Source organism: uncultured Brachybacterium sp. (genome assembly GCF_947500705.1).
GTDB lineage: Bacteria > Actinomycetota > Actinomycetes > Actinomycetales > Dermabacteraceae > Brachybacterium.
The window spans coordinates 145,774-168,462 of sequence record NZ_CANMSY010000007.1; the positions used below are offsets into that span (position 1 = coordinate 145,774).

At 70.3% G+C, this 22,689-nt stretch carries 17 protein-coding genes; 8 read left to right on the top strand and 9 right to left on the bottom strand.

The features are described 5' to 3' along the window. The first annotated feature begins 70 nt into the window (after positions 1–70). The 3 genes from Q0937_RS13145 to Q0937_RS13155 all read left to right on the top strand — a co-directional run bounded on the left by Q0937_RS13145 (position 71) and on the right by Q0937_RS13155 (position 5,436). Positions 71–1,036 carry a DNA topoisomerase IB gene (locus tag Q0937_RS13145; RefSeq protein WP_299304336.1) on the top strand — a complete coding sequence of 322 codons (966 nt, stop codon included), beginning with the start codon at positions 71–73 and terminating at the stop codon, positions 1,034–1,036. 40 nt (positions 1,037–1,076) lie between these two features. Further along, entirely contained in the window at positions 1,077–3,665 is a 2,589-nt protein-coding gene (locus tag Q0937_RS13150) for an excinuclease ABC subunit UvrA (protein WP_299304338.1), read from the top strand. A 79-nt stretch (positions 3,666–3,744) separates the two neighbouring features. Next, positions 3,745–5,436, top strand: a complete 1,692-nt coding sequence (locus Q0937_RS13155) for an HNH endonuclease signature motif containing protein (protein ID WP_299304340.1) — start codon at positions 3,745–3,747, stop codon at positions 5,434–5,436. Between the two features lie 86 nt (positions 5,437–5,522). Here the strand turns inward: Q0937_RS13155 and Q0937_RS13160 are convergent, their stop codons facing one another. From Q0937_RS13160 to Q0937_RS13175, 4 genes are all read right to left on the bottom strand, one after another. Further along, positions 5,523–6,068 (bottom strand): 2'-5' RNA ligase family protein, encoded by a 546-nt coding sequence (locus tag Q0937_RS13160; protein ID WP_299304342.1) that lies wholly within the window; start codon positions 6,066–6,068, stop codon positions 5,523–5,525. A 247-nt stretch (positions 6,069–6,315) separates the two neighbouring features. Continuing rightward, positions 6,316–7,695, bottom strand: coding sequence for a replicative DNA helicase (gene dnaB / locus Q0937_RS13165; protein ID WP_299304344.1), 1,380 nt, complete (start codon positions 7,693–7,695; stop codon positions 6,316–6,318). Between the two features lie 240 nt (positions 7,696–7,935). Further along, positions 7,936–8,445: a mycothiol transferase gene (locus Q0937_RS13170; protein ID WP_299304346.1), complete on the bottom strand. Its 510-nt coding sequence runs from the start codon at positions 8,443–8,445 to the stop codon at positions 7,936–7,938. 341 nt (positions 8,446–8,786) lie between these two features. After that, positions 8,787–9,116, bottom strand: a complete 330-nt coding sequence (locus Q0937_RS13175; RefSeq protein ID WP_299304348.1) for a GNAT family N-acetyltransferase — start codon at positions 9,114–9,116, stop codon at positions 8,787–8,789. Between the two features lie 129 nt (positions 9,117–9,245). On the opposite strand from Q0937_RS13175, the gene Q0937_RS13180 reads away from it, so the two are divergent. Beyond that, positions 9,246–10,856, top strand: coding sequence for an aminotransferase class V-fold PLP-dependent enzyme (locus Q0937_RS13180; protein WP_299304349.1), 1,611 nt, complete (start codon positions 9,246–9,248; stop codon positions 10,854–10,856). 73 nt (positions 10,857–10,929) lie between these two features. On the opposite strand, the gene Q0937_RS13185 is transcribed toward Q0937_RS13180, so the two are convergent. Next, a complete protein-coding gene (locus Q0937_RS13185; protein ID WP_299304351.1) occupies positions 10,930–12,270 on the bottom strand; it encodes a hypothetical protein in 1,341 nt (446 codons plus the stop codon). Positions 12,271–12,324: 54 nt separating this feature from the next. Between Q0937_RS13185 and Q0937_RS13190 the strand changes: the two genes are divergently transcribed. The 3 genes from Q0937_RS13190 (at position 12,325) to Q0937_RS13200 (ending at position 14,539) form a co-directional block, all read left to right on the top strand. After that, the gene (locus Q0937_RS13190; protein WP_299304353.1) at positions 12,325–12,693 is read left to right on the top strand and encodes a hypothetical protein; all 369 of its coding nucleotides are present in this window, start codon (positions 12,325–12,327) and stop codon (positions 12,691–12,693) included. A gap of 123 nt (positions 12,694–12,816) precedes the next feature. After that, positions 12,817–13,749, top strand: a complete 933-nt coding sequence (locus tag Q0937_RS13195) for a hypothetical protein (RefSeq protein WP_299304355.1) — start codon at positions 12,817–12,819, stop codon at positions 13,747–13,749. Position 13,750: 1 nt separating this feature from the next. Then, the gene (locus Q0937_RS13200) at positions 13,751–14,539 is read left to right on the top strand and encodes a ferritin-like domain-containing protein (protein WP_299304358.1); all 789 of its coding nucleotides are present in this window, start codon (positions 13,751–13,753) and stop codon (positions 14,537–14,539) included. An 88-nt stretch (positions 14,540–14,627) separates the two neighbouring features. On the opposite strand, the gene Q0937_RS13205 is transcribed toward Q0937_RS13200, so the two are convergent. The 3 genes from Q0937_RS13205 to Q0937_RS13215 form a co-directional block, all read right to left on the bottom strand. Then, entirely contained in the window at positions 14,628–15,158 is a 531-nt protein-coding gene (locus Q0937_RS13205; protein ID WP_299304360.1) for a hypothetical protein, read from the bottom strand. A 103-nt stretch (positions 15,159–15,261) separates the two neighbouring features. Further along, positions 15,262–15,951 carry a response regulator transcription factor gene (locus Q0937_RS13210; protein ID WP_299304363.1) on the bottom strand — a complete coding sequence of 230 codons (690 nt, stop codon included), beginning with the start codon at positions 15,949–15,951 and terminating at the stop codon, positions 15,262–15,264. Then, positions 15,948–17,540 carry a cell wall metabolism sensor histidine kinase WalK gene (locus Q0937_RS13215; RefSeq protein WP_299304365.1) on the bottom strand — a complete coding sequence of 531 codons (1,593 nt, stop codon included), beginning with the start codon at positions 17,538–17,540 and terminating at the stop codon, positions 15,948–15,950. The genes Q0937_RS13210 and Q0937_RS13215 overlap by 4 nt, the downstream gene beginning before the upstream one ends. A 354-nt stretch (positions 17,541–17,894) precedes the next feature. On the opposite strand from Q0937_RS13215, the gene Q0937_RS13220 reads away from it, so the two are divergent. Continuing rightward, positions 17,895–19,061: a glycosyltransferase family 4 protein gene (locus tag Q0937_RS13220; protein WP_299304368.1), complete on the top strand. Its 1,167-nt coding sequence runs from the start codon at positions 17,895–17,897 to the stop codon at positions 19,059–19,061. A 51-nt stretch (positions 19,062–19,112) separates the two neighbouring features. Here the strand turns inward: Q0937_RS13220 and Q0937_RS13225 are convergent, their stop codons facing one another. Beyond that, on the bottom strand, positions 19,113–22,643 hold the full coding sequence (locus Q0937_RS13225) for an efflux RND transporter permease subunit (RefSeq protein WP_299304370.1): 3,531 nt from the start codon (positions 22,641–22,643) through the stop codon (positions 19,113–19,115). Between the last annotated feature and the right edge of the window lie 46 nt (positions 22,644–22,689).

Genomic DNA, 22,689 nt, shown 5'->3' on the forward strand with positions numbered 1-22,689 from the left:
ACCGACCGATCGTTCGCCCGCGCTCGGGGGGCGGGTTCTACGATCCCCTCATCCGGCCGGGAGGAGAACCATGGCGCGTCTGCATCGGGTGTCCCCGGAGCGCGACCAGGGCCTGTCCCGCTCCGTCACCTCGCAGGGCGCCCTGCGCCTGACCCGGCCCGACGGTCGCCCCGCGGGCAACGGCGACCGCCGCCGCGTCGAATCGCTGGTGATCCCGCCCGCGTGGACCGACGTGTGGATCTGCGCGGACCCGCTGGGACACATCCAGGTCGTGGGCACCGATGCCGCGGGGCGCCGGCAGTACCTCTATCACCCCCAGTGGCAGTCCCGGCGCGGCCGCAGCAAGTACGAACGCGCACTCGACCTGGCCGAGACGCTTCCCCGGGCCCGCGCCCAGGTGACGCAGGCGCTGCGGGGCGAGGACCTCGACCAGGAGCGGGTGCTGGCCACCGCCTTCCGCCTGCTGGACCTCTCGGCCGTGCGGATGGGGTCGACGGCCTCCCTGCGCAGCGGGCGCAGCCGGGGCCTGACCACGCTGCAGCGCCGGCACGCCCAGGTCGAGGGCCCGGTGGTGAGGCTCTCCTTCCGCGGCAAGAACCGGATCCAGCATCAGCTGGAGCTGGAGGACGAGGACCTCGCCGCCTCGATCGAACAGCTGATCGCCGGCGACCCGCGCACCCTCCTGCTGAGCTGGCGGGAGGGCCGACGACGGCGCTCGCTCACCCCTGCCCTGGTCAACGAGCACATCGCGGCCGTCACCGGCGGGGCGTTCACCGCGAAGGACTTCCGCACCCTGCACGGCACCGTGATCGCCGCCCAGACCCTCGCCCCGATCGGGCCGGTGCGCGGTGGCCGCGCCCGTGCGAAGGTCGAGCTGGAGGCTGTCCGCGCCACGGCGAGCGCGCTCGGGAACACGGCGGCCGTGGCGCGCAGCTCGTACATCGACCCGCGCGTGTTCACCCGGTATCAGCGCGACGAGCTGCTGGACGGATCGCGCAGCCCGGAGGCGGCGCTGCGGGACCTGCTGCGGGGATGACCGGGTCTCGGGCCCTGCTGCCGCTTGCTACTTTGGTCGGATGGATCTTCCCGACCTCTCCCTGACCGGCGCTGATGACGGCTATGTGCACGTGCGCGGCGCCCGGCTGCACAATCTGCGGGATGTCGATGTCGACCTTCCGCGCGGTCGGCTCGTGGCGTTCACCGGCGTCTCGGGCTCCGGGAAGTCCTCCCTCGCCTTCGGCACGATCCATGGCGAGTCCCAGCGCCGCTATCTCGAGTCGGTCGCGCCGTTCGCGCGCCGGCTGATCGGCAGCGCCGTGGATCCGCGCGTCGAGGCGGTGACCGGGATGCCTCCCACGGTGGCCCTCGAACAGCGCACCACGGCCGGTGGTGCCCGCTCCACCGTCGGCACCACGACGAACCTCTCCAACGCGATCCGGCTGCTGTACTCGCGGGCCGGGGACCATCCGGCCGACGTCCTCGAGCGCGGCACCAACCTCCATGCCACCCAGCACAGCGGCCTCCCCAGCGGCCGCCTGACCTCAGACTTCTTCTCCCCGAACACCCCGGACGGCGCCTGCCCTCGCTGCCACGGCGCGGGTGTGCTGCGCGAGCCGACGGAGTCCTCGATGGTCCCCGACCCCTCCCTCTCGATCGCGGGCGGCGCGATCGCCGCATGGCCCGGGGCATGGCTCGGCAAGAACTTCCGCGACATCCTGGCGACCCTCGGGATCGACATCCATCTCCCCTGGAGGGAGCTGCCGGAGGAGACCCGCGACTGGATCCTCCACACCGAGGAGCAGCCGGTGGTGACCGTCGAACCGGTGCGCGAGCCCGGCCAGGCCCACGGCACCTACCAGGGGCAGTGGCGCAGCGTCGAGCGGTATCTGCGCGACACGGTGGCGACCTCGAAGGCGGAGTCCTCCCGCCGCCGCGCGCTCACCCATTTCGAGGTCTCCCCCTGCCCGCTGTGCGAGGGGCATCGGCTGGGACCGGACGCCCTGCGCGTCACCTACGCGGGCCTGCCTATCTGGCAGCTCACCGCGCTGCCATTGGATGATCTGCTCACTGCGCTGAACTCCCGCATCGAGGCGCTGCCCCGCGGGGAGGGCACCCCGGAGCAGGAGGCCGAGAGGATCCTGCTGCCCTCCGTGCTGCCGGTGCTGCGCACGATCGTGGGCCTCGGCCTGGGGCACCTGGCCCTGGATCGTCCGGCGGGCACCCTGTCCACCGGTGAGCTGCAGCGGCTGCGACTCGCGGCCCAGCTGCGCTCGGGGCTGTTCGGCGTGGCCTACGTGCTCGATGAGCCGTCGGCCGGGCTTCATCCCAGCGAGAAGGCGGTGCTCCAGCACCTGCTGGACTCCTTCCTCGCCGAGGGGAACTCGGTGCTGCTGGTCGAACACGACATGGCGCTGGTCGCCGACGCGGATTGGATCATCGACGTCGGGCCGGGCGCCGGGTCCGACGGCGGTGAGGTCCTCTACTCCGGCGTCACCGAAGGGCTGAGCGAGGCGCAGGATTCGGTGACCGCTCGCTACCTCGATCCGGAACCGCTGGCGTTGCGCGGGCTCGCCGACGTGCGCGCGCCCGGAGGCTGGCTGGAGATCGACGGGCTGAGCACGCGCACCCTGCGCGACGTCGACCTGCGCCTGCCGCTGCGCTCCTTCACCGCGGTCACAGGCGTCTCGGGGGCCGGCAAGTCCACACTGGTGACGCACTGCCTGGGCACGATCCTCGGCGAGCGCGTGCGCACCACGGTGGCCGACGAGCCCGACCCGTCGGCCGACGGACCCGAGGACACTGCGCCCGCCGCCATGTCCGTCCTCGCAGATGACCGGATCGGGCACGGTGAGGTGCGCGGCACCGACGGCATCGACCGGCTCGTGCACATCACTCAGAAGCCGATCGGCCGGACGCCCCGCTCGTGCCTGGCCACCTACACGGGACTGTTCGACCGGGTGCGACGACTCTTCGCCGACACCGCCGAGGCACGGGGGCGCGGCTGGGGCGTGGGCCGTTTCTCCTACAACGTCGCCGAGGGCCGCTGCCCCGAGTGCAGCGGCACCGGACAGATCGAGGTGGAGCTCGTGTTCCTGCCCGGCTCCTCTGCGACCTGCCCCCGTTGCCGCGGCAGCCGCTACAACCCCGAGACCCTCGAGGTCCGGTGGGAGGGACTGAGCATCGCCGAGGTGCTGGAGCTGTCCGTGACCCGCGCCCGCGAGGTGTTCGCCGCCGATCCGAGGATCTCGCGGGCGCTGGACGCGCTGGCCGCGATCGGGCTCGGGTATCTCACCCTCGGACAGCCCGCCACCGAGCTCTCCGGCGGCGAGGCGCAGCGGATCAAGCTGGCCACCGAGCTGCAGCGGACCGTGCGCAGGCACAGCGTGTACCTGCTGGACGAGCCCACCTCGGGCCTGCACCCTGCAGATGTGGACCTGCTGGTGAGGGAGCTGAACAGGCTGGTGGACGCGGGCCAGAGCGTGGTCGTGGTCGAGCACGACCAGCGCGTGATCGCCCAGAGCGACCACGTGATCGACATGGGCCCCGGGGCAGGCGCGAAGGGTGGCCGGATCATCGCCCAGGGCGCTCCGGCGCAGATCGCCGCGGCCGACGGCAGCGCGACCGGCGCCGAGCTGCGGAAGGTCGCCCAGCCAGTTCCGGTGTGAGCGACGCCGGGCGTCATCTGTCACACCCCTCTGATGGACTGACGTCGACTATCTGAGTCGACGTCCATTGGAGACTGCGATGACCAGCACCCCGCCGCCCCAGAGCCCCGAGCGCGCCCAGAGCCCGGAGGGCCCAGAGAGCTCCTCGGACGCTCCCCAGCCTGAGGCGCGTGCCCGGCTCACGTGCTCCGATGCCGAGCAGCTCGGCACCCGGATCCAGCAGCAGGCGGCACTGATCGCCGAGGCCACGTGCGAGCTCCTCCTGATGGTCGGTGAGTTCGACGCCCGAGAAGGGTTTGCCTGGTTCGACGGGCTGAAGTCCACCGCGCACTGGCTGGGCTGGTCCTGCTTCATGTCGCCGGGCACCGCCCGGGAGCACGTCCGCGTGGCCCGCGCGCTGCCGAGGATGCCGCTGACCGTCGCCGAATTCCGGGTCGGTCGCCTGTCCTACTCGAAGGTCCGCGAGATGACGCGCCTCGTCGACCGAGTCGATGAGGCTGCCCTCGTGGAACTCGCCCGCTCCATGACGGCGTCGCAGCTGGCCCAGGCCATCTCCACCTTCCGCGCGGTGGACGGCACCCGCCTCGGCCAGGATGCCGTGCGCCAAGCCCGCTGGCAGGTCCGGGAGGATGGAATGGTCGAGATCCACGCGGTGCTCCCCGCCGACATGGGGGCCGAGCTCATCACGGCCCTCGAGCTCGCCCTGGGCCGCGACGGGACAGAACCGCCGCAGAGCGAATCGGTGGTAGACCGCCCTGCACGTGACGCCGCTCCTCACCCCAACTCCACGCGCAGCAACTCCGCGCCGACAGCCACCCGGGTGGAGCAGCTGTCGGACGCGCAGGCCGCTGAACTCGCGGCTGACGTCACGACGGCGCCGACTCTCGAGCAGCGTCGGGCAGACGCCTTCCTGGACCTCGCACGCACCTTCCTCGACGCAGAGCCCGACGATCGCTCCGGCGAGGATCGCCATCTGGTGATCATCCAGGTCAGCGCCGAGTCGCTCTCCCAGAACGTTCCCGCGGGAACGCCTTCCTCCGCGTCACCGCTCACGGCTCTCCCCCACGCCGACGAGCAGCAAGCCACCGAATCTCTCCGCGGTCGAGAGCCCACGATCACGTCCGGCGCACCGCCGCACAACGTTCCCGCGGGAACGTCCGAGCGTTGTGGAGTACTCGGGATGGGTCCGCTGGAGATTCGCACCGCCGAGCGCCTCGCATGCACCGGCAAGGTCGCGATCACGATCACCGATGCCGGCGGCGAGATTCTTCATCTGGGCAGGTCACGGCGCCTGGCATCACGAGCCCAGCGTCGCGCGCTGCGTATGCGGGATACGACCTGCAGCTTCCCGGGCTGCCACCAGTCCCAACATCTCGACGCCCACCACGTCGTTCCCTGGTCGGAGGGCGGACTCACCGACATCGAAGGGCTCGCCCTGCTATGCCGTCGCCACCACGTGATGGTTCACGAGGGAGGCCTACGCCTCGTGCCCGGATCCGGGTTCCGCACCGCAACGTCACTGAGCCGACGTCTCGCGGTCGTCGACGCCGACGGGCGCCCCGTACAGGCACGATGGCCCGCAATGTTCGAGCATCTCCTGTTCCGCAGCACCATCGATACGAAGGATGACGGGGCGAGGGATACGACGTGCTCTGCACCGCCTCCGGCGGCTGACCCTGAGCGCATCGCCGCAACGACTGGCGGGGAAGGTTTTCGACTTGCTGACTGCGTGGATGTCCTCTGCAGCAGCATCGTAGAACTCGCCGCGTGAGCTGTGCGACTGCTCTCCCCGGGCTCTTCACCTGAACGGCTGAACGCCCTATCACCGACGGCCCGACGGCTGAACGCCCGAACGACTCAGCGACTCAGCGAGAGCTCGCGCACCACATCCCATTCGTAGACGTTCCGGTCACGGCCGAGCCGCATGAGGGTGAGCACAGGCCTTTCGATCTCCACGGGCTCGAGCACGGCGACGTGATCCGCGAGAGCGTCGCGCACCTCATCGACTGCGGTCATCGCGTCTGCGTAGGCGATCGAGACATGCGGGTGGAACGGCCCCCATTCGCGGCGACCCACCACCTGATCCACCGCCTCACGCTGGATGGTGAGGAGCTCCTCGAGCCAGGACTCCTCGCGGGCACAGAACATGACCGCTTCCGAGGCGATGAGCATCGAGTCGAGGACCAGCGGAGTGCTCTCGATGGCCTCCGCCCTCGCGAAGACCTGCTGGGAGACCTCGTGAAGCTGCCCGGCGGCGACCTCGTCCGTGAACCCGACGCCGGCCATCGTGAGGTGCAGACCCTGGACTGGGACCGGCCGGACGGCGTCGACCTCAGCCAGCGACTCCTGCACTCGGCGAATCGTGGCTTCCGCGCTGGGCGCGTCCTGCAGAGTCAGGTGCATCGTGTACATCCTGCGTCCGGGTCCCCACCCCGGCCGCCAATGCCAATGGTTCCGAGTCACGTCGGTGCCCGGCAGGATATCGACGTCCATCTCAGGCCTCTTTCCGCTGTCGCAGTCCGCGCGCGGTCCCGCGCAGTCGTCGTTCCAGTTCCATCGATGTCCCGGCTCGGCCGTCGTCCTGGCTCAGCCACAACCCATGCTAAGCCACTGCTCGGCCTCAGCCGCTGTGTTCATCCGTTGTCGCAGCTCAGCCGCTGAAACCGCCGCCGGAGTGGGCCATGTCCTTGAACCGGGAGTAGTGGCCCTCGAAGGCGACCGGGATCGTCTTGGTAGCGCCGTTACGATGCTTGGCGATGATGAGGTCCGCCTCGCCGGCACGGGCGGATTCCTTCTCGTAGTAGTCCTCGCGGTGGATCAGCAGGATGAGGTCGGCGTCCTGCTCGATCGAGCCGGATTCGCGCAGGTCGCTCATCATCGGGGTCTTGTCGGTGCGCTGCTCGCTGCCACGGTTCAGCTGCGAGATCGCGATGACCGGCACCTGGATCTCCTTGGCCAGGAGCTTCAGGGCACGGGAGAACTCTGAGACCTCCTGCTGGCGGGACTCGACCTTCTTGCCCGAGCTCATCAGCTGCAGGTAGTCGATGACCACGAGCGAGAGGTCATGCTTCTGCTTGAGCCGACGGCACTTCGCACGGATCTCCATCAGCGACATGTTCGCCGAGTCGTCCATGAACAGCGGAGCGTCGGCGATGCGGCTCATCGCGCGGGCCATCGACTGCCAGTCGCGGTCGTCCATCGAGCCGTCGCGCATCCGGTTCATCGGCACCTGTGCCTCGGCGCTGAGCAGACGCATCGTGATCTCGGTCTTGTCCATCTCCAGGGAGAAGATCACCGAGGTCTTGCCGTTGTGGATCGACGCGGAGCGCAGCACATCCATGCCGAGGGTCGTCTTGCCCATCGCGGGGCGGCCGGCGAAGATGATCAGCTGGCCCGGATGCAGGCCCTGGGTGAGCTCATCCATCTCGGCGAAGCCCGTGGGGGTGCCGGTGACCTGGCCGCCGCGGTTCTGGGTGGCCTCGATTGCGTTGAGGGTCTCATCGATCACCTCGCCCAGCGGCAGGAAGTCCTCGCTCTGTCCACGCTCGGTGACCGCATAGACCTGGGCCTGGGCTTCGTTGATGGCCTCCTCGACCTCGCCGCCGTCGGACGCATAGCCCAGCTGGACGATCCGGGTGCCGGCCTCGACCAGGCGGCGCAGGGTGGCGCGCTCGACCACGATCTCGGCGTAGAAGCCGGCGTTCGCCGCGGTGGGAACCATGTCGATGAGATCGGCGAGGTAGGCTCCGCCGCCCACCCGGGCCAGCTCGCCGCGCTTGGAGAGCTCATCGGAGACGGTCACCAGGTCGGCAGGCTCCCCGCGCCCGTAGAGGTCGATGATCGCCTCGAAGACCATCTCGTGGGCTGGCCGGTAGAAGTCATTGCCGCGAACGATCTCGACCACGTCGGCGATCGCGTCCTTGGACAGCATCATGCCGCCGAGCACACCGCGCTCGGCGGGGAGGTCCTGGGGCGGGGTGCGCTCCAAGCCGCGGTCGGGTCCAGCTTCGAAGGCCTGAGTAGATGTCACCGAGTCAGTGTAGGAAGTCCGGCTGACTGCTGGGACGTGATCTTTCGCCCCTGGGGACGGCGGGCAGATGGGGAGGGAGCGTCACCCCGAGCCTCGCAGCGCCGCCCCGCGCACTCGAGTCTGTTCTCGATGTGGCCCGTACCGGTGCCAAACGCCATGACTTCGCACTCGCCCCGGTCGGCCTCGCCCACCTCGAGCAGATCGAGAACGAGCTGATCTGAGCGCTGGCGCGGCCCAGGATCACTCCCCCAGTGGCATCCCGAGCACATAGGCCGCCTGGGCGAGGTGCTGGACGGCGTCGTCCACGATGCTCACCAGGCGCGCGCCCCGGCTGACGGGCGGATCCCACTGCTCGTCGATGATGTCGTCAAGGGCGGCGGCTGAGAGCGTGCCGAGGTAGTCGTCCATCGCGGCGAGCGTGGCGTGGACGTAGTCGAGCACTCCGCCTCCGTCCTCGATGACGATGCGGCGCGCCTCGGCGTCGGTGTGACCGTAGCCGACGGCATCGCCGGCCGGCCCGAGGCCGAAGCGCTGGTCGAAACCGCCCGCGGTCCACACCTGCTCGCCGCCGACGAGATCGGCGAGCTGCACATCGATCTCGCGCCCGGTATGCCAGAGCAGCCAGGCCACAGAGTTCGGGTGTCCGCCGGGTCGAGCATTGAGGGTCACCGGATTCAGCTGGTGCCGCAGGCGCTCGGCGGCGTCGCGGGGGCGGGAGGTCAGGTCACGGAGGAGGTCGAGAGAGTCCATGTCCTGACGGTACTCCGCCGCGGTCCGTGCCCGGCCTGCCACCTGCACCTGCTGCTGCCTGTCGTCCTGGCCGTCGGCCGCTCCGTCGTCCCGCCCAGCAGCCGCCATCTGTGCCACCAGTTTCCTGTCGCTGGTGAGCTCTGAACGGTCCACAGCTGTTCAGAGCTCACCAGAGACAGATCTCTGGTGGCGAGAAGGCGGAACAGATCTCTGGTGGCGAGAAGGCGGAACAGATCTCTGGTGGCGAGAAGGGGGAACTGATCTCTGGTGGGGAGACAGCAGGCAGAGCCGGTATCTGGTGGAGAGACGGTGTGCGAGGCCGGAGGTGAGCTGACCCGGTCTCAGTCCTCGACGATGACGCCGGCGGCCTGTTCGGGGTGGCGCTGCAGCCAGCTCTCGATGAACGGGCAGATCACCAGGACAGGCAGCGAGATCGCCCTGGCCTCGGCGAGGGTGGTGCGCACCAGCACGGAGGCCACCCCTTCCCCACGGTGCGCGGGGTCAGTGACGGTGTGGATCAGCTCGATCCGGTGACGCGTGCGCTCGTAGAGCATGATGCCCACGACTTCGCCGCTGCGCACCGCCTCATAGCGCCCGATCGCCGGGTTGTCGCGGACCGCGATGGTCTCGTCCGGGCCGTGGATATGATCTTCGACGTCGCTGCTGCTCATCCGAGCTCCTTCCGGCGTTACCTCCACGGTACGGGCAAGGGGACCGCGCTGCCAGGCAGTGACGAGGGGAGCACGGTGCGGGCCTCGTTCTGCTCCGCCGGTCCCCACGGCCGTGCAACCATGCTGGACGTGACCGAGGAAACCGCCGACCATCCGTCCGCCCCCACCGCCACCGCGGCGGCATCCTCCGCCGCAACCGCTGCGCGGGCCGCGGGGGCCGCAGCCGCTGCGGGGGCCGCGGGGGCCGCAGCCGCTGCGGGTGGTGCGGGGGCGGCGAACAGTGACGCCCGCCCCGCGGAACTCTCCGCAGACCTCACGGAGCTGTCGGAGCAGGCAGCCTTCACCCGGGCTGCCGACGCCCTGCAGAGCCATCGCGCGCATTCGGAGGTCTGGGGGGATGAGCGTGAGGCCGTGAGCATCGCGCTGCAGTGGGCTGCCGCGCACACCACGGTCGCCACCGATCCGAAGACCACAGCTCGCAGCGCCGCTGCATTGCAGGAGGATGTGGGCCAGACGATCACGGAGGGCGGCATCGGCGCCGCGCGGGCGATGGAGCTGTTCGATCAGGTGCTGCTGCCCGCGACCCGCTCCGCCGAGGATCCGATGAACCTCGCCTACATCCCGGCCGCACCCACCCGGGCCGCGGTCGCCTTCGACTCCGTGGTCTCCGCCGCGAACGTTTTCGGAGGGATCTGGGAGAACGGCGCGGGGGCGATCTTCGCCGAGAACCAGGTGCTGCGATGGCTCGCCGATCTGCTGGGCTGGCCCGCCGAATCCGCTGGGGTGTTCGTCGCCGGCGGCACCCACGGGAACCTCTCGGCACTCGCGACCGCCCGTGATCACGCGCTGGGCGTGCGGGGCCGCAGGCCGGAGGGTGGCTGGGCCCTGGCCTGCGCCTCGACCGCGCATTCCTCGATCTCGTCGGCCGCGCGGCTGCTGGACATGGACCTGATCTCCGTGCCGGTCGATGACCGCGGGCACCTCACCGGCGACGCGCTCGCGCGGGCGCTCGAGGCCGACCCGCGGATCTGCGCGGTGGTCGCCTCGGCGGGGACCACCAACGCGGGGATCGTGGATGACCTCGCCTCCGTGATCGAGGCCGCCCATCGCCACGGCGCCTGGGTGCACGTGGACGGCGCCTACGGCGGGGCGGCCCTCGCAGCGCCGAGCGCCCGGGAGCGCTTCGCCGGCATCGAGCAGGCCGACTCCTTCATCGTGGATCCCCACAAGTGGCTCTTCGCCCCCTATGACTGCTGCGCCCTGCTGTACCGGGATCCGCGCCCGGCCGCGGCCGCGCACTCCCAGCACGCCGCTTATCTCGACTCGATCGACCGCGGGGAGTCCAATCCCGCCGATCTCGCGGCGCACCTCTCGCGTCGCGCCCGCGGGCTGCCACTGTGGTACTCGCTGGCCACCCATGGCACCGACGCGTACACCGCCGCCGTCGAGCGCTGCCTGGCGGCCTCCCGCACCGTGGCGCACGCGATCCAGGAATCGGAGCATCTCGAGCTGCTGCTCGAGCCGGAGCTGTCGGTGGTGGTGTTCCGTCGGCCCGGTTGGACCCCGGCCGACTATCGCCGCTGGTCGCAGCGCCTCGCAAAAGAGGGCACGCTCCTATGCGTGCCCACCGCGTTCCAGGGGGAGGTCGCGCTGCGGCTCGCGTTCGTGAATCCGGCGACGGATCCGGCGGCAGTGATCGAGGTGCTGCGCACCACGATGCTGGCGGCCGACGGCAGCTGAGGCGCCCGCTGCAGAGGCCCCGGACGCTACGGAGCGAGCGGCGGGGCCGACGGCTGCGGAGCCAGCGAGCCCGTCACTCCTCCGCCAGCTGCTCCTGCAGGGCGTCGAGCCGGGTGACGTCCTCGCCCCGGCCGAGCTGGGCCCAGCCCTCGCGGGCGCGGCGGGCGGCCCGGCGTGCCTGCACCCGCTCTCCCCGTGCAGCGAGCAGATGGGCATGGCGATCATCGAGGTAGGTCGCCCAGTAGCGGGCGCGAGCATCGTGGCCGGGGGGCATCTCATCGATCGCCTGCATCGCCTCGCGGCGCCGCAGCTCGCAGTCCTGCTCCTCCACACCCGTCACGCCGCGGGCCAGGGCGTCGCCGGTGGCGATGAACAGGCCCACCCGGGCATCGACCCGGTGATCCCAGAGCAGCTCCGGGGGCAGCACCGGGCGGCCGCCGGTCGGGCGGGTGCGGCGTTCGATCGAGCGCGCCGATGCGATGACGGGCTCGAGCCGTTCGAGGTCGAGCGCTCGTCGCAGCACCAGGGCGCTCGCCTCGAGCTCCGTGCGGATCAGCTCGCTGCGGGCCGCAGCAGGGGTGCCGAGGTCATCGGCGAGCCGACGGGCCGCGATCGCCAGCGTGCGCAGCTCACGCAGCGAGGCGACCTGGTCGCCCCTCCGCTCGTGGATGCTGGCGGCCAGTCGGGCGGCCTCGAGCAGTCCGTGCTGGTCACGCTGCTCGCGGGCGATGGCGCGAGCCTGTTCCAGGGGCACCCATGCAGCGTCATAGCGCTCCGCCTGGATCCGCTGCGTGGCGACGGCGAGCAAGGGCTCGACCCGCAGCGCCTCCCGGCCGAGGGTGCGCTGGAGGGAGAGCAGTCTGCCCGCGGTGAACGAGGCATGCGTGGTGACCCCGGCAGCCATCAGCGCTCGCAGCAGCGCGGTGATCAGACCGACCCGCAGCGGCGGGTCCTCGATCTCGTGCAGCGCCTCGAGCGCCTCCAGCGCGTGGTGCACCGCCTGCAGCGGATGCTCGATGCCGAGGGTGCGGGCGAGCACCGCATGCGCACCGATGAGCGTGCGCGCCGGGTCACCGAGCGGGCCGTCGGCGTCGACCCCCGCGAGCTCGATCAGCTCCAGCAGATCCAGCGCCGCGGTGGTCGCGCCGGTCAGGTCACCGGCGCCTTCGAGCGACTGGGCGAGGTACAGCCGCAGCTCCCGCTCCGGGTCGACCAGCATCCGCTCCCGCACCTGGGGAAGCACCGACAGCGCCGCCCGCAGCCGGGCCGCATCCCGTCGCGGATCCGTGGGGGCTGCGCGCGGCCCGGGCAGCGAGGAGCGGGTGAGCGCGCGCATCACCACCAGCATCTCGGCCGACGCCTGCGGCGCCTGCCCGCGGCGACGTCCGCGTGAGGTGGGTGCAGTCTCGAGCACCGACCGGCTCCGCGCGGCGGTCCCCCGCAGGCGGGTGCCCTGCGCTGCGGGCTCATGCTCGAGCAGGACGATCAGCGTCGCCGCCGCCTGCTCGGAGCAGCCCTGGCGGCGCAGCAGGGAGACCAGATCGGCAGTGTCATCCCTGAGCTGGGAGGAGTCGCCGCTCAGCAGCGCCCCGTGCAGCGCTGTGCGCAGCAGATGAAAGCGATCGGCGGGCGCGGCGGGAGCTCGTCGGAACTCCTCTACCAGGCGACGCGCCTGGCGGGGGTGCTCGGCGTGAAGAAGGTCACTCGCCCGGTGCGCCGCCTCATGGACGTCCCCCGGGTGCGGCAGCGGCAGCTCAGCGGGGCGCAGCGCGACCCGAAACCGGGACAGATCCGGCAGGTCACTCCGGACCTCGTCACCACCGGGGCCCGGGAGTGAGGAGGCACCAGAAATGATCACAGACCGAAACCTACCAAGCGCCCGTGTATCAGCCCACAGCCAGATCTTCTCCGTAGAATGACCGAGGCCCTCGCGGCCACGACCGATGAGAAGAGGTAGAAGGTGGCTGTCGACCTGACAGGGGCTGCTGCGGCATCGACCCCCGTCTCCACGGTGCAGGATCCTCACACCACCCTCCCCCGCACGGGACGCTTCGCCGGTCATCTCCACTTCGACGAGACCGTCACCCCGGTGCTGCACACCGACTTCGACGTGGCGGAATATGTGCGCCGTGGCACCGCCAGGCTCGAGGTGGACTCCGCGCTGCTGGCGACCGAAGAACCTCTCGATGAGGACCTGCACCTCACCCTCGGGGTGCTGCAGCGCCTGGAGTCCTCGGCGCTCGCGGAGTCGAGGGCGATGCTCGCGACCGTCACCGGCAACGAGGCCCGGATCACCGCCTTCCTGGCGACCTGGCTGGTGGACCGCTTCTGGCAGTCCCGCGCCCTGCGAGACCTGCTCACCGGGGACCACCCCACCGACCGGCCGTCGCCCCGGCGCCGTCCACATCCGCTGGCCGCCCTGCGCCGAGTCCATGTGGACCGGGTGCAGCCGCTGCTGACCCCGCTATGGAACGGAACGGCCGGTGAGGCGATGCCCGCCGGGCACATGGCGCGGATGGCGATCCAGGAGGCGTCCCTGCAGGCCGCCGTGGTGGCGATCTCGCGAAGGACCTCCGGGGAAGCGCGACGCGTCCTCGACGTGATCGCCGAGCGGCACCAGGCCGCCGTGGACTTCTTCGTCACCGAGGCGATCGCTCGACTCACCCGCTCGCGCCGCGAGGCGGTGATCGCCCGGGTGCTGCTCTCGCTCGACTCCCCGCTCCACGGCGGCGGGCTCATCGATCCTGACCTCCGCCCTGCCCTCGCCGTGCTCGGCGCGGACCCTCGCGACCGCGCGGCCCTGCACCGCGCCCGGTATGAGATCACCCGGCTCCTGCCCGGCCCTGACCTCCCGGACCCCTCCCTCAGCTCTCTGCCCAGCACCGGAGTGTGACATGGCTTTCGACCTCGACCAGTTCGCCCAGACCTCGGCCCCCGTCAAGTACGAGGATCTCGACTTCGACTCCTTCGACTCCCAGCCGCTGGATGCGCAGACGCTGCGCTCGCTGCGCTATATGTGCGATGTCGAATACCACACGTCCTGCTTCCTGCGGGATCTGCTGGTCACCCCCTCGCACCGTGAGGAGGAGGCCGGCGGGTTCATGACGATGTGGAACCGGGAGGAGTTCTGGCACGGGGAGGCGCTCTCGATGGTGCTGGCCCGGCACGGGATCGTCGTCGACTATGACGAGATCAAGGCCAAGCGCGTGAAGCTGGGCTGGGTGGGGGCGCTCGGGCCGCTCAAGCAATCCGTGCTCACCAACCTCGCCGGGACCGACTTCGTCGCCGTGCACATGGTGTGGGGTGCAGCCAACGAGCTCTCGGCCGTGGCCGCCTATCGTCGGCTCTCCGCGATGACCGAGCATCCGGCGCTGTCGCCGCTGCTGAAGCGCATCGCCCAGCAGGAGACCCGCCACGTCGCCTTCTACACCACCCAGGGCCGGGAGCGGCTCGAGGCTTCAGAGGCGGCCCAGAAGATCGTGCGGCTGATCATGTCCCGCGTCTGGAAGCCCGTGGGCAGCGGGATGATGGACGAATCCGAGGTGGTGCACGTGATGAACCATCTCTTCGGCGGCAAGTCCTCGGAGCTGGACAAGCTCGACAAGCGGATCCAGAAGCTGCCGGGCCTGGACGGACTGACCATCTTCCGCAACGCCTTCGCCCGCCTCGGCGTCCCCGCCTGAGGCGGGGCAGCCGGGCCGAGGTGCTGTCGGCCGACGTGGGGCCGCCAGGGGTGGTCAGTCGAGGGGCGGACGACCGACGTGGGGGCGGTCAATCGTCGTCATCATCATCGTCGTCATCATCGTCCTCGCACTCCAGCTCTCCGTCGTCCCACTCGCAGACACCGGCCGGACGCGGCGGGGTGCTGCTGCCGCCGCCCGAGGAGGACGAAGAGCCGCTCCCGCTCGAGCCGCCGGAGGAGCCGCCGGTCGGGGCTCGGGTCGACGAGCCGGATCCCGAGGAGCGCGGCGTCTGCGCGGCGGACTGCGGAGCGGGCTCGGGCTCGGGCTCGGGCTCGGGCGATGCCAAGGGCTCCATCGTGCCCACCCCGGTGTCGGAATGGATGCCGCGCACCGGCTGTTCGGAGGCGGTGGGCGTGGGCAGAGGGACCGATTCGCTCGCGGGCAGCGCCGCGCTCTCAGACGCCGGGGCCGGAGCCGCCCCACCCTCGGCGGCAGAGGTCTCCCCGACCGAGATCCCGGCCCGCGCCTGCGGGGCGTCATCCATCGAGGGCAGCACGGCGAGTCCGATCACCGCGAGCGCGACCGCCACGATGAGCCCGAGGGTCCGCAGGATCTTCATGTCAAGCATGCTCACCGCCGCCGATGAGACGCCTGTGAAGTCGAGATGAGAGACCTCTCATCAGTGCACTGACCTGCCTCGCGACGGTTCGCATCCTCTTCGCTCAGGCCCCAGGATCGACGATCTTGTAGCCGGCGCCGCGCACCGTCACCAGACGCGCCGCCCCGAGCTTGCCGCGCAGGTAGCCCACATACACGTCGACCACGTTCGAGGCGCCGTCGTAGTCGTAGCCCCATACCTTGGACAGGAGCAGGTCGCGCGTGAGGACCTGGTTCGGGTTCTCGAGGAACACGCGCGCCATCGTGAACTCTCGGGAGGACAGCTCGACCGAGCGGGACTGTCCGTCGGCGGTGCTGCTCGCGATTCGGGTACGGAGGTCCAGCGACAGGTCCCCCAGCTGGAGGACGTCCGCGCTGACGGTGCCTGCGCCGGAGGTGGCCTCGCGCGCGCGGAGCTTGACGCGGGCCAGCAGCTCCTCGAAGCGGAAGGGCTTGGCGATGTAATCGTTCGCCCCGCCCTCGAGGCCCTGCACGGTGTCGTCCACGCCGGTGCGCGCCGTGACCATCAGGATCGGGATCTGCACGTCCATCTCCCGCAGCGCCTTGAGCACCTGGAAGCCATCCATCCGCGGCAGGCCCACATCCAGGACCAGCAGGTCGAAGTCGCCGCTGGAGGCGAGGTCGAGGGCGGAGATGCCGTCCTCCACCACGGTCGAGGCGAAGCCGTTGGCCTTCAGCCCGCGTTCCATGAACCGGGCGATCCGCGCCTCGTCCTCGGCGATGAGGATCCTCATCCCTCGTCCCTCCTCGTGATGGTGGTTGTGGGGGTGGTGTCGGTGTCGGCGGCGGAAGCCCGCGCCCGCCTGCCAGTATCCCCGGCGGGGCTGTCCTGGGGTCGTTCGTCCGCCGATGGCCGCTCCGCGAACTGCGGGAACACGATGGTGAAGGTGGACCCCTTCCCCGGTTTCGAGAGCAGGCGCACCACTCCGCCGTGGCCCTCGGCGATCGCGAGCACGATCGGCAAGCCGAGTCCCGTCCCCGAGCCGCGGCTGCCGTCGACGCGGGCGAACCGTTCGAAGATGCGTCGCTGGTCCTCGGTGCCGATGCCGATGCCCTCGTCCTGCACGGACACGTGGATCTCGGGGCCCTCCGGCCCCAGCACGCGGTCCACCCCGAAGCGGATCCGGCTGCCCTCGTCGCTGTAGCGCACGGCGTTCGCGGCCAGCTGCACGACGGCCTGGGCGAGGCGCTGCTCGTCGGCATCGGCCACCACGTCGACGGTGCGCTCGAGGATCCATTCCCGCTCGGCGATGTGCTCGATGCGTGCGAAGGCTGAGCGGGTGAAGCCGGCCAGGTCCAGGGGTCGTAGCCGCACATAGTCGGGGCGCGCGGAGGCCGCGAGCTCGGAGAGGTCGCCGACGACGCGGCCCATCCGGTCCAGCTCCTCGATCGCGATGTCGCGGGACTCGCGCACATCCTCGACATCCTCGATGTCGGTGGTCTCCAGGGTGCCGCGCACGATAGTGAGCGGCGTGCGCAGCTCATGGCCGACGTCGCTCATGAAGCGACTCTGCTCGGCGAACCCTGCCTGGATGCGCCCCAGCATGCGGTTGAAGTTCTGCGCGAGCGCACCGATCTCGTCCCGGTCCTCAGGGACCGGCACCCGATACTCGAGATCGTCGACCGTGATCTGCTCGGTGGCCGCACGGAGGTCCTCCAGCGGCCGCAGCAGGCGCCCGGTGACCACGTAGCCCACCCATCCCGCGACCAGCAGGGTGACCACCGAGAGCCCCGCGAAGGTGAGGACGCTCTGCCACAGGTCGCGACGCTGAGCGCCGATGTCGTTGGCGACCACGAAGATGCCCTGGGCGTCGTCCCCTGCGACATTCACGGAGACGATCAGGACCTGCAGGTCTCTGCCGTGAGCCTCCATCGGGACGATCACCGCGGAACCGGGCTGATGCGCGGCCAGCAGCTGCTCGCGCAACTGCGGCGACTCCGCGGAATCGCTCGGAAGCAGCGCGAAGTCCTGCGCGCGGGGCTGGTAGAGGGGTTCCCCGTCCAGGAAGGTGATGACGGATTCATAGTTCGACGGCGCCGCGGAATCGGTCGCGTGGAGCAGCACGCTGTCCACCGTGGTGTGGACGCGGCTGCCGTCCTCGTTCACGCTCTCGGCGATCAGGCCGAGCTCGCTGTGCTCCTGCCAGAGCTCCGCATTGACACGCGTCTCGAGCGCCCGGAACTGCGCCGCGTAGGTGAGCACCCCGGTGACGGCGAGGCCCACGGTCATGAAGGCCATCATCGCCGTCAACACGCGGATGCGGACCGTGCGCCCTCGCGAGAAGGCGCCGACGGGGCGGGCGCGGGGGCGTTCCTTGGCCATGGAAGGAATGGTAGGCGACAGGTCTGAGGCGGGGTCCGCGGCGCGGCGGCGTCGGAGCTGAGGGCGAACACGACACCGGGGCGACCCACCAGCTCGATGACGCTGCCTCTGTGCTGCTGGCCCCAGCTATGGACCCCAGGCACATTCCGACCTACATTAGTGAATTATGGGACAAAACGGACATCCGACCTCCGGGCGGGCGTGCATCGACGCCCATCGCGCGGCGAAGGAGCGGGACAGCCCTTGCACACATCGTGCCCTGGACACCGCCCGCCGCCAGGCGGTGCACCGTCCGGCCACCCTCACCCTCCACACCGATGACCGCTGCCTGTCGTGTCGAGAGCCCGGACGAACATGATGGGAGGCACCGCACGGACAGTCCTCGCAGCCCACTCCGGCACCGGACTCTTCGGTGCGGACCGCATGCTGCTGGAGAGCGTGATCGGCCTGCGAGAAGCAGGATGCCGGGTGGTCATCGCGCTGCCCGCGACCGGGCCCCTGTCCGTCGAGCTGGAACGCATCGGCGCAGAGGTCGAGGTGATCGGGATGCTGGTCCTGAGCAAGCAGCTGCTCCGCCCTCGCAGCTGGCCGACGCTGGCCCGTCGATCGCTCCTCGGGCTGCCCCGCATCTGGCGCGTGATGGGACGAGTCCGCCCGGACGTCGTCTACGTCTCCACCATGGTGATCCCTCAATGGCCGCTGGTAGCCCGTAGCCGTGGCATCCGTTCGATCAGCCATATCCACGAGGCAGAGAGATCCGGCAGCCGCTGGGTGCGTCGACTCATGTATCTGCCGCACCTCGCCTCGCAGCGGACGCTCGTCACCAGTCGATTCTCGCTCGAGACCATCCGTCGCGTGCTGCCCGCTCTTGCTCGACGAGCCGAGATCGTCAGCAATGGAATCGTCTCCCCGCACGAACCGACACTCCCTCGCGAGCCGCTGGAGTCTCCCCTGCGGATCCTCTACATGGGCCATCTCTCGCCGCGCACGGGAGCAGATCTCGGGCTCGAAGCAGCGACCCTGCTCCAGCAATCGGGCCGCCAGGTGGAGCTCACAGTTCTGGGTTCCCCCGCGGAAGGAGACGAAGGGTTCGCACAGCAGCTGCGGGACCAAGCAGCCAACGGTGACGTGGAGGTCCACTTCGCCGGGTTCCACCGCGATGTCTGGCCCTTCCTCGCCAGAGCCGACGTCCTGCTGGCCCCGTCACGCTTCGACGAGCCCTTCGGGAACTCGGCGATCGAGGCAATCCTCGCCCTGAGACCGGTGATCGCGAGCAACTCCAGCGGACTCAAGGAAGCCGCAGGAGGCTACCGCACGACGTTCTTCGTCCCCCCGGGGGACGCGAGGGCGATCGCAGACGCTCTCGAGGCCGTCGCCAGCTCCTGGTCCTCCATCATCCGATCGCTCTCCATCAGTCGACAGGAAGCGCTGCGGCGTCACGATCACGCGACCTATCGCGCCACGATCGCCCGTGCCTGCAGGGCGGACGGTCGACCCGACAAGGGACAGCACAGCCTCTGATCCGGTGCTCAACGCGTTCGGATCCTGCGCTGATGCGCTGATCAGGTGGGGTCAGCCCCTGCCGAGTCGCCGCTTCACGATCCCGACCAACCCGCCGCGCTCCTTGAGGGACCTGCGGCGGCCATGGGCACTTGCGGGGGCCGGGCTCGTGGCCACGGTGCCACCGGGGTGATCGGTGCCACCGGGGTGATCGGTGCCGCCGGGGCGATCGGTGCCGCTGGGGCGATCGGTGCCACCAGCGCGGGCGGCGGAGCTGGCGCCGCCGGCCTCGGCGGAACCAGCCGTGCCCGTCGTGCCCGTCGCGCCAGCCGTGCCCAGCGCCGCCCGCGCCTGCGCCCGCTGCTCGGCCTCGCGGCGCTCCCGCTTCTCGTTCTCCGCCTTCGTACGGCTCTCGCGCAGCTGCCCGAGCCGGGCCTCCTCACGGATCCGCTTCCGCTCGCCCGGGCCCTCGGCGATCCGGTAGAGCACCGGGACGATGACCAGGGTCAGCAGGGTCGAGGAGATCAGGCCTCCGATGACCACCACGGCCAGCGGCTGGGCGATGAAGCCGCCGTTGCCCGTGATGCCCAGCGCCATCGGGATCAGCGCGAAGATGGTCGCGGCGGCGGTCATCAGGATCGGGCGCAGGCGCTTGGCCGAGCCCTGGTGGAGGGCCTCGTCGAGCGTCATCCCGTCCCGTCGGTACTGGTTGACCAGGTCGATCAGCACGATGGCGTTGGTGACCACGATGCCCACCAGCATCAGCAGGCCGATCATGGAGGGGAGCCCCAACGGCACTCCGGTGATGACCAGCAGGCCCAGCGCGCCGGTGGCGGCGAAGGGGATGGAGACCAGCAGGATCAGCGGCTGGATCAGCGACTTGAAGATCCACACCAGCAGCACGTACACCAGCAGGATCGCGGCGAGCATGGCGATGCCGAGCTGGCCGAAGGTCTCGTCGATGTCCGCGGCGGTGCCGCCGATCGTCGCCTCGACGCCCTCGGGCAGCTCCGCGGCATCGATCGCGTCGTTCGCCGCATCGGTCGCGACCCCGACGTCCTCCCCTGCCGGGGCGAGCGAGACGGTCACGGTCTCCAGGGAGTCCTGAGTGTCGATGGAGGGGCGCGAGAGCTGCTCCTCGACGGTCGCGACGTCCTGCAGCGGGATGGTGCCCAGCAGGGTCAGGTCCTGCAGCTGGGCGAAGGTGTCGATGTTCTCGCCGCCGGCGACGTAGATGTCCAGCTCGTCGTCCTCGAGGGTGATGGTCCCGATCGCGCCGGGGTACATCTGCTGGGCGACCAGGCCGATCACGGCTTCCTCGGTGAGTCCGCGCTGGGCGGCGGCCTCCCGGTCGACGGTGACCACGGCGGTGGGCTGGTCGGCCTGGAGGTCGCTGCCCACTTCGGCGACGCCGCTGGGCAGCGGGTCGAGCTCGGCGAGGATCGCGTCATTCGCGGCCTGCCGGTCCTCGGCGGTGGGACCGGTGATGAGGATGTCCACCGAGCTGGAGCCGGTGGGCGAGGCGATGTCTGCGGCGTCGATGGTGCCCGGCTCCGGCAGGGCCTCGAGGGTCGTGACCATCTCGTCCAGGAGAGTTTCCTGATCGACGTCAGGGTCGGTGGTGATCGAGAAGCTGACCTCGTTCTCCGCTCCGCCGAAGCCGAAGCCGCCACCGCCGATGGTGGTCTGCACCGTCTCGACGCCGTCGACCGCCAGCAGCGCCTCCTCGCTCTCGGCCGCCTTGTCCGAGGACTGCTCGAGGCTGCTGCCGGCGGGGAGGGTCTGCGTGAGCGAGGCGATGTTCTGCCCGGTGTCGCCGAGGAAGCTGATGTTCACCAGCGGGATCAGGAAGACGGTCCCCACGAGCACCAGGATCGCGGCGCCGAGCGTGAGCAGGCGCTTGGGCAGCGAGTCCAGCACCAGGTGCAGCAGCGGCGCGTACATCCGGTGCAGCCAGGTGCGCTCCTCCCCGGCCTCGGCCTGTTCACGGATCTCCGCGACCTGAGCGGCATCGTCGGGGTCGACGTCCTCATGCCCCTTGGGGACCTTGAGGAACCAGTAGGCCAGCACCGGCACGATGGTCAGCGCCACCAGCAGCGAGGACAGCATCGCGATGCCGACGGTCAGGGCGAAGGGACGGAACAGCTCTCCGGCCAGGCCGGCGACCACCGCGACCGGCAGGAACACCACCACGGTCGCGAGGGTGGAGGCGGTGATGGCGCCGGCGACCTCGCTGACGCCGTCGAGGATCGCCCGGCGCTTGGTCTTGCCGTAGGCGAGGTGGCGGGTGATGTTCTCGATCACCACGATCGAATCGTCGACCACGCGGCCGATCGAGATCGTCAGCGCCGCCAGGGTCAGCAGGTTCAGCGTGTACCCGGTGACGAACATGCCGATGAAGGCGATCAGCAGCGAGGTGGGGATCGAGATCGCGGTGACGAGCGTCGGGCGCACCCGGCGCAGGAACAGCAGGATCACGCCGACGGCGAAGAGCAGACCCAGTAGGCCCTCCTCGGCGAGCGCGAGGATCGACTCCTGGATGAAGGGAGCCTGGTCGAAGACGACGTCGGCCTCCGCGTCACCGCCGACGCTCGGGAGGGTGTCTGCAAGGACCCCCTCGACGCCCTCGGAGACATCCACGACGTTCCCGCCGACGGTCGCGGTGACCAGCAGCACCAACGACTCACGCCCGTTCGTGCGCGAGACCGAGGTGGCCTCCTGCTCGGTGCGCTCGACCGTGGCGACCTCGGCGAGCGTGACCGGCGCGGCGGGCTCCTGGAGCTGTGCATCGGGCTGCGGCTGGCCTTCCTCACCCAGCTGGCCCTCCCCCGGCTGGCCCTCCTCCGCCTCCTGGCTGCCCTCGGCGGGCATCAGCACGATCTGCTCGAGGCTCTCGACGGTGTCGAGGCTCTGGCCGAGCACCACGTCCAGGGTGCGGTCGCCGTCGACGACGGAACCGCCGGGCAGGGACAGGCCGTGAGCGTCCAGAGCGGTGGTGATGTCGCTCTCGGTGAGGCCTTTCTCGGCCAGGGCGTCCTCGTCAGGCGTGATCTGCACGATCTGCTCGGGAGCGCCGATCACGGCCACCGAGGAGACCCCGTCCACCCGCTCGAGATCCGGGGTGACCGAGGTCTCGAGCCGGGAGGCGAGGTCGGAGGGCTCCAGGTCCGAGGAGACGGACAGCACGACCGCTGGGAGGTCGCTGCTGCCGCCGGCGACGACCTGCGGATCCGCCTCCTCGGGCAGTTGACCCTCGATGCGGGTGAGGGCGGCGTCGACCTGGTTCGAGGCACGGGCCACGTCGGTGCCGTAGGTGAGCTCGACGGTGACCATGGACAGGCCCGCCTGCGAGCTCGACGAGGTCCCCTCGACGTTCTCGAGCCCGGAGAGGGACTGCTCGACCGGGGCGCTGATCCGCTCACGAACCTGCTCGGAGGAGGATCCCGCGGAGATGGTCACCACCTGGATCTGCGGGAGCGACACCGAGGGGATGAGCTCCTGGCGCATCGTGGTCATGACGAACACGCCGATGATCGATACGGCGATGCACACCAGTGCGATGAAGGACCGGTTGTTCAGGCTCAGCGTGGCCAGGCGGTTCATCCTGCTCCTCAGGGGCGATGCGCGACGGGGTGGTGCGGCCCGTCGC

Coding starts and splice junctions, on each gene's coding strand:
- Q0937_RS13145 (WP_299304336.1), top strand. CDS start 71: ATGGCGCGTCTGCATCGGGTGTCCCCGGAGCGCGACCAGGGCCTGTCC.
- Q0937_RS13150 (WP_299304338.1), top strand. CDS start 1,077: ATGGATCTTCCCGACCTCTCCCTGACCGGCGCTGATGACGGCTATGTG.
- Q0937_RS13155 (WP_299304340.1), top strand. CDS start 3,745: ATGACCAGCACCCCGCCGCCCCAGAGCCCCGAGCGCGCCCAGAGCCCG.
- Q0937_RS13160 (WP_299304342.1), bottom strand. CDS start 6,068: ATGCACCTGACTCTGCAGGACGCGCCCAGCGCGGAAGCCACGATTCGC.
- Q0937_RS13170 (WP_299304346.1), bottom strand. CDS start 8,445: ATGGACTCTCTCGACCTCCTCCGTGACCTGACCTCCCGCCCCCGCGAC.
- Q0937_RS13175 (WP_299304348.1), bottom strand. CDS start 9,116: ATGAGCAGCAGCGACGTCGAAGATCATATCCACGGCCCGGACGAGACC.
- Q0937_RS13190 (WP_299304353.1), top strand. CDS start 12,325: ATGCTCGAGCAGGACGATCAGCGTCGCCGCCGCCTGCTCGGAGCAGCC.
- Q0937_RS13200 (WP_299304358.1), top strand. CDS start 13,751: ATGGCTTTCGACCTCGACCAGTTCGCCCAGACCTCGGCCCCCGTCAAG.
- Q0937_RS13205 (WP_299304360.1), bottom strand. CDS start 15,158: ATGAAGATCCTGCGGACCCTCGGGCTCATCGTGGCGGTCGCGCTCGCG.
- Q0937_RS13210 (WP_299304363.1), bottom strand. CDS start 15,951: ATGAGGATCCTCATCGCCGAGGACGAGGCGCGGATCGCCCGGTTCATG.
- Q0937_RS13215 (WP_299304365.1), bottom strand. CDS start 17,540: ATGGCCAAGGAACGCCCCCGCGCCCGCCCCGTCGGCGCCTTCTCGCGA.
- Q0937_RS13220 (WP_299304368.1), top strand. CDS start 17,895: ATGATGGGAGGCACCGCACGGACAGTCCTCGCAGCCCACTCCGGCACC.
- Q0937_RS13225 (WP_299304370.1), bottom strand. CDS start 22,643: ATGAACCGCCTGGCCACGCTGAGCCTGAACAACCGGTCCTTCATCGCA.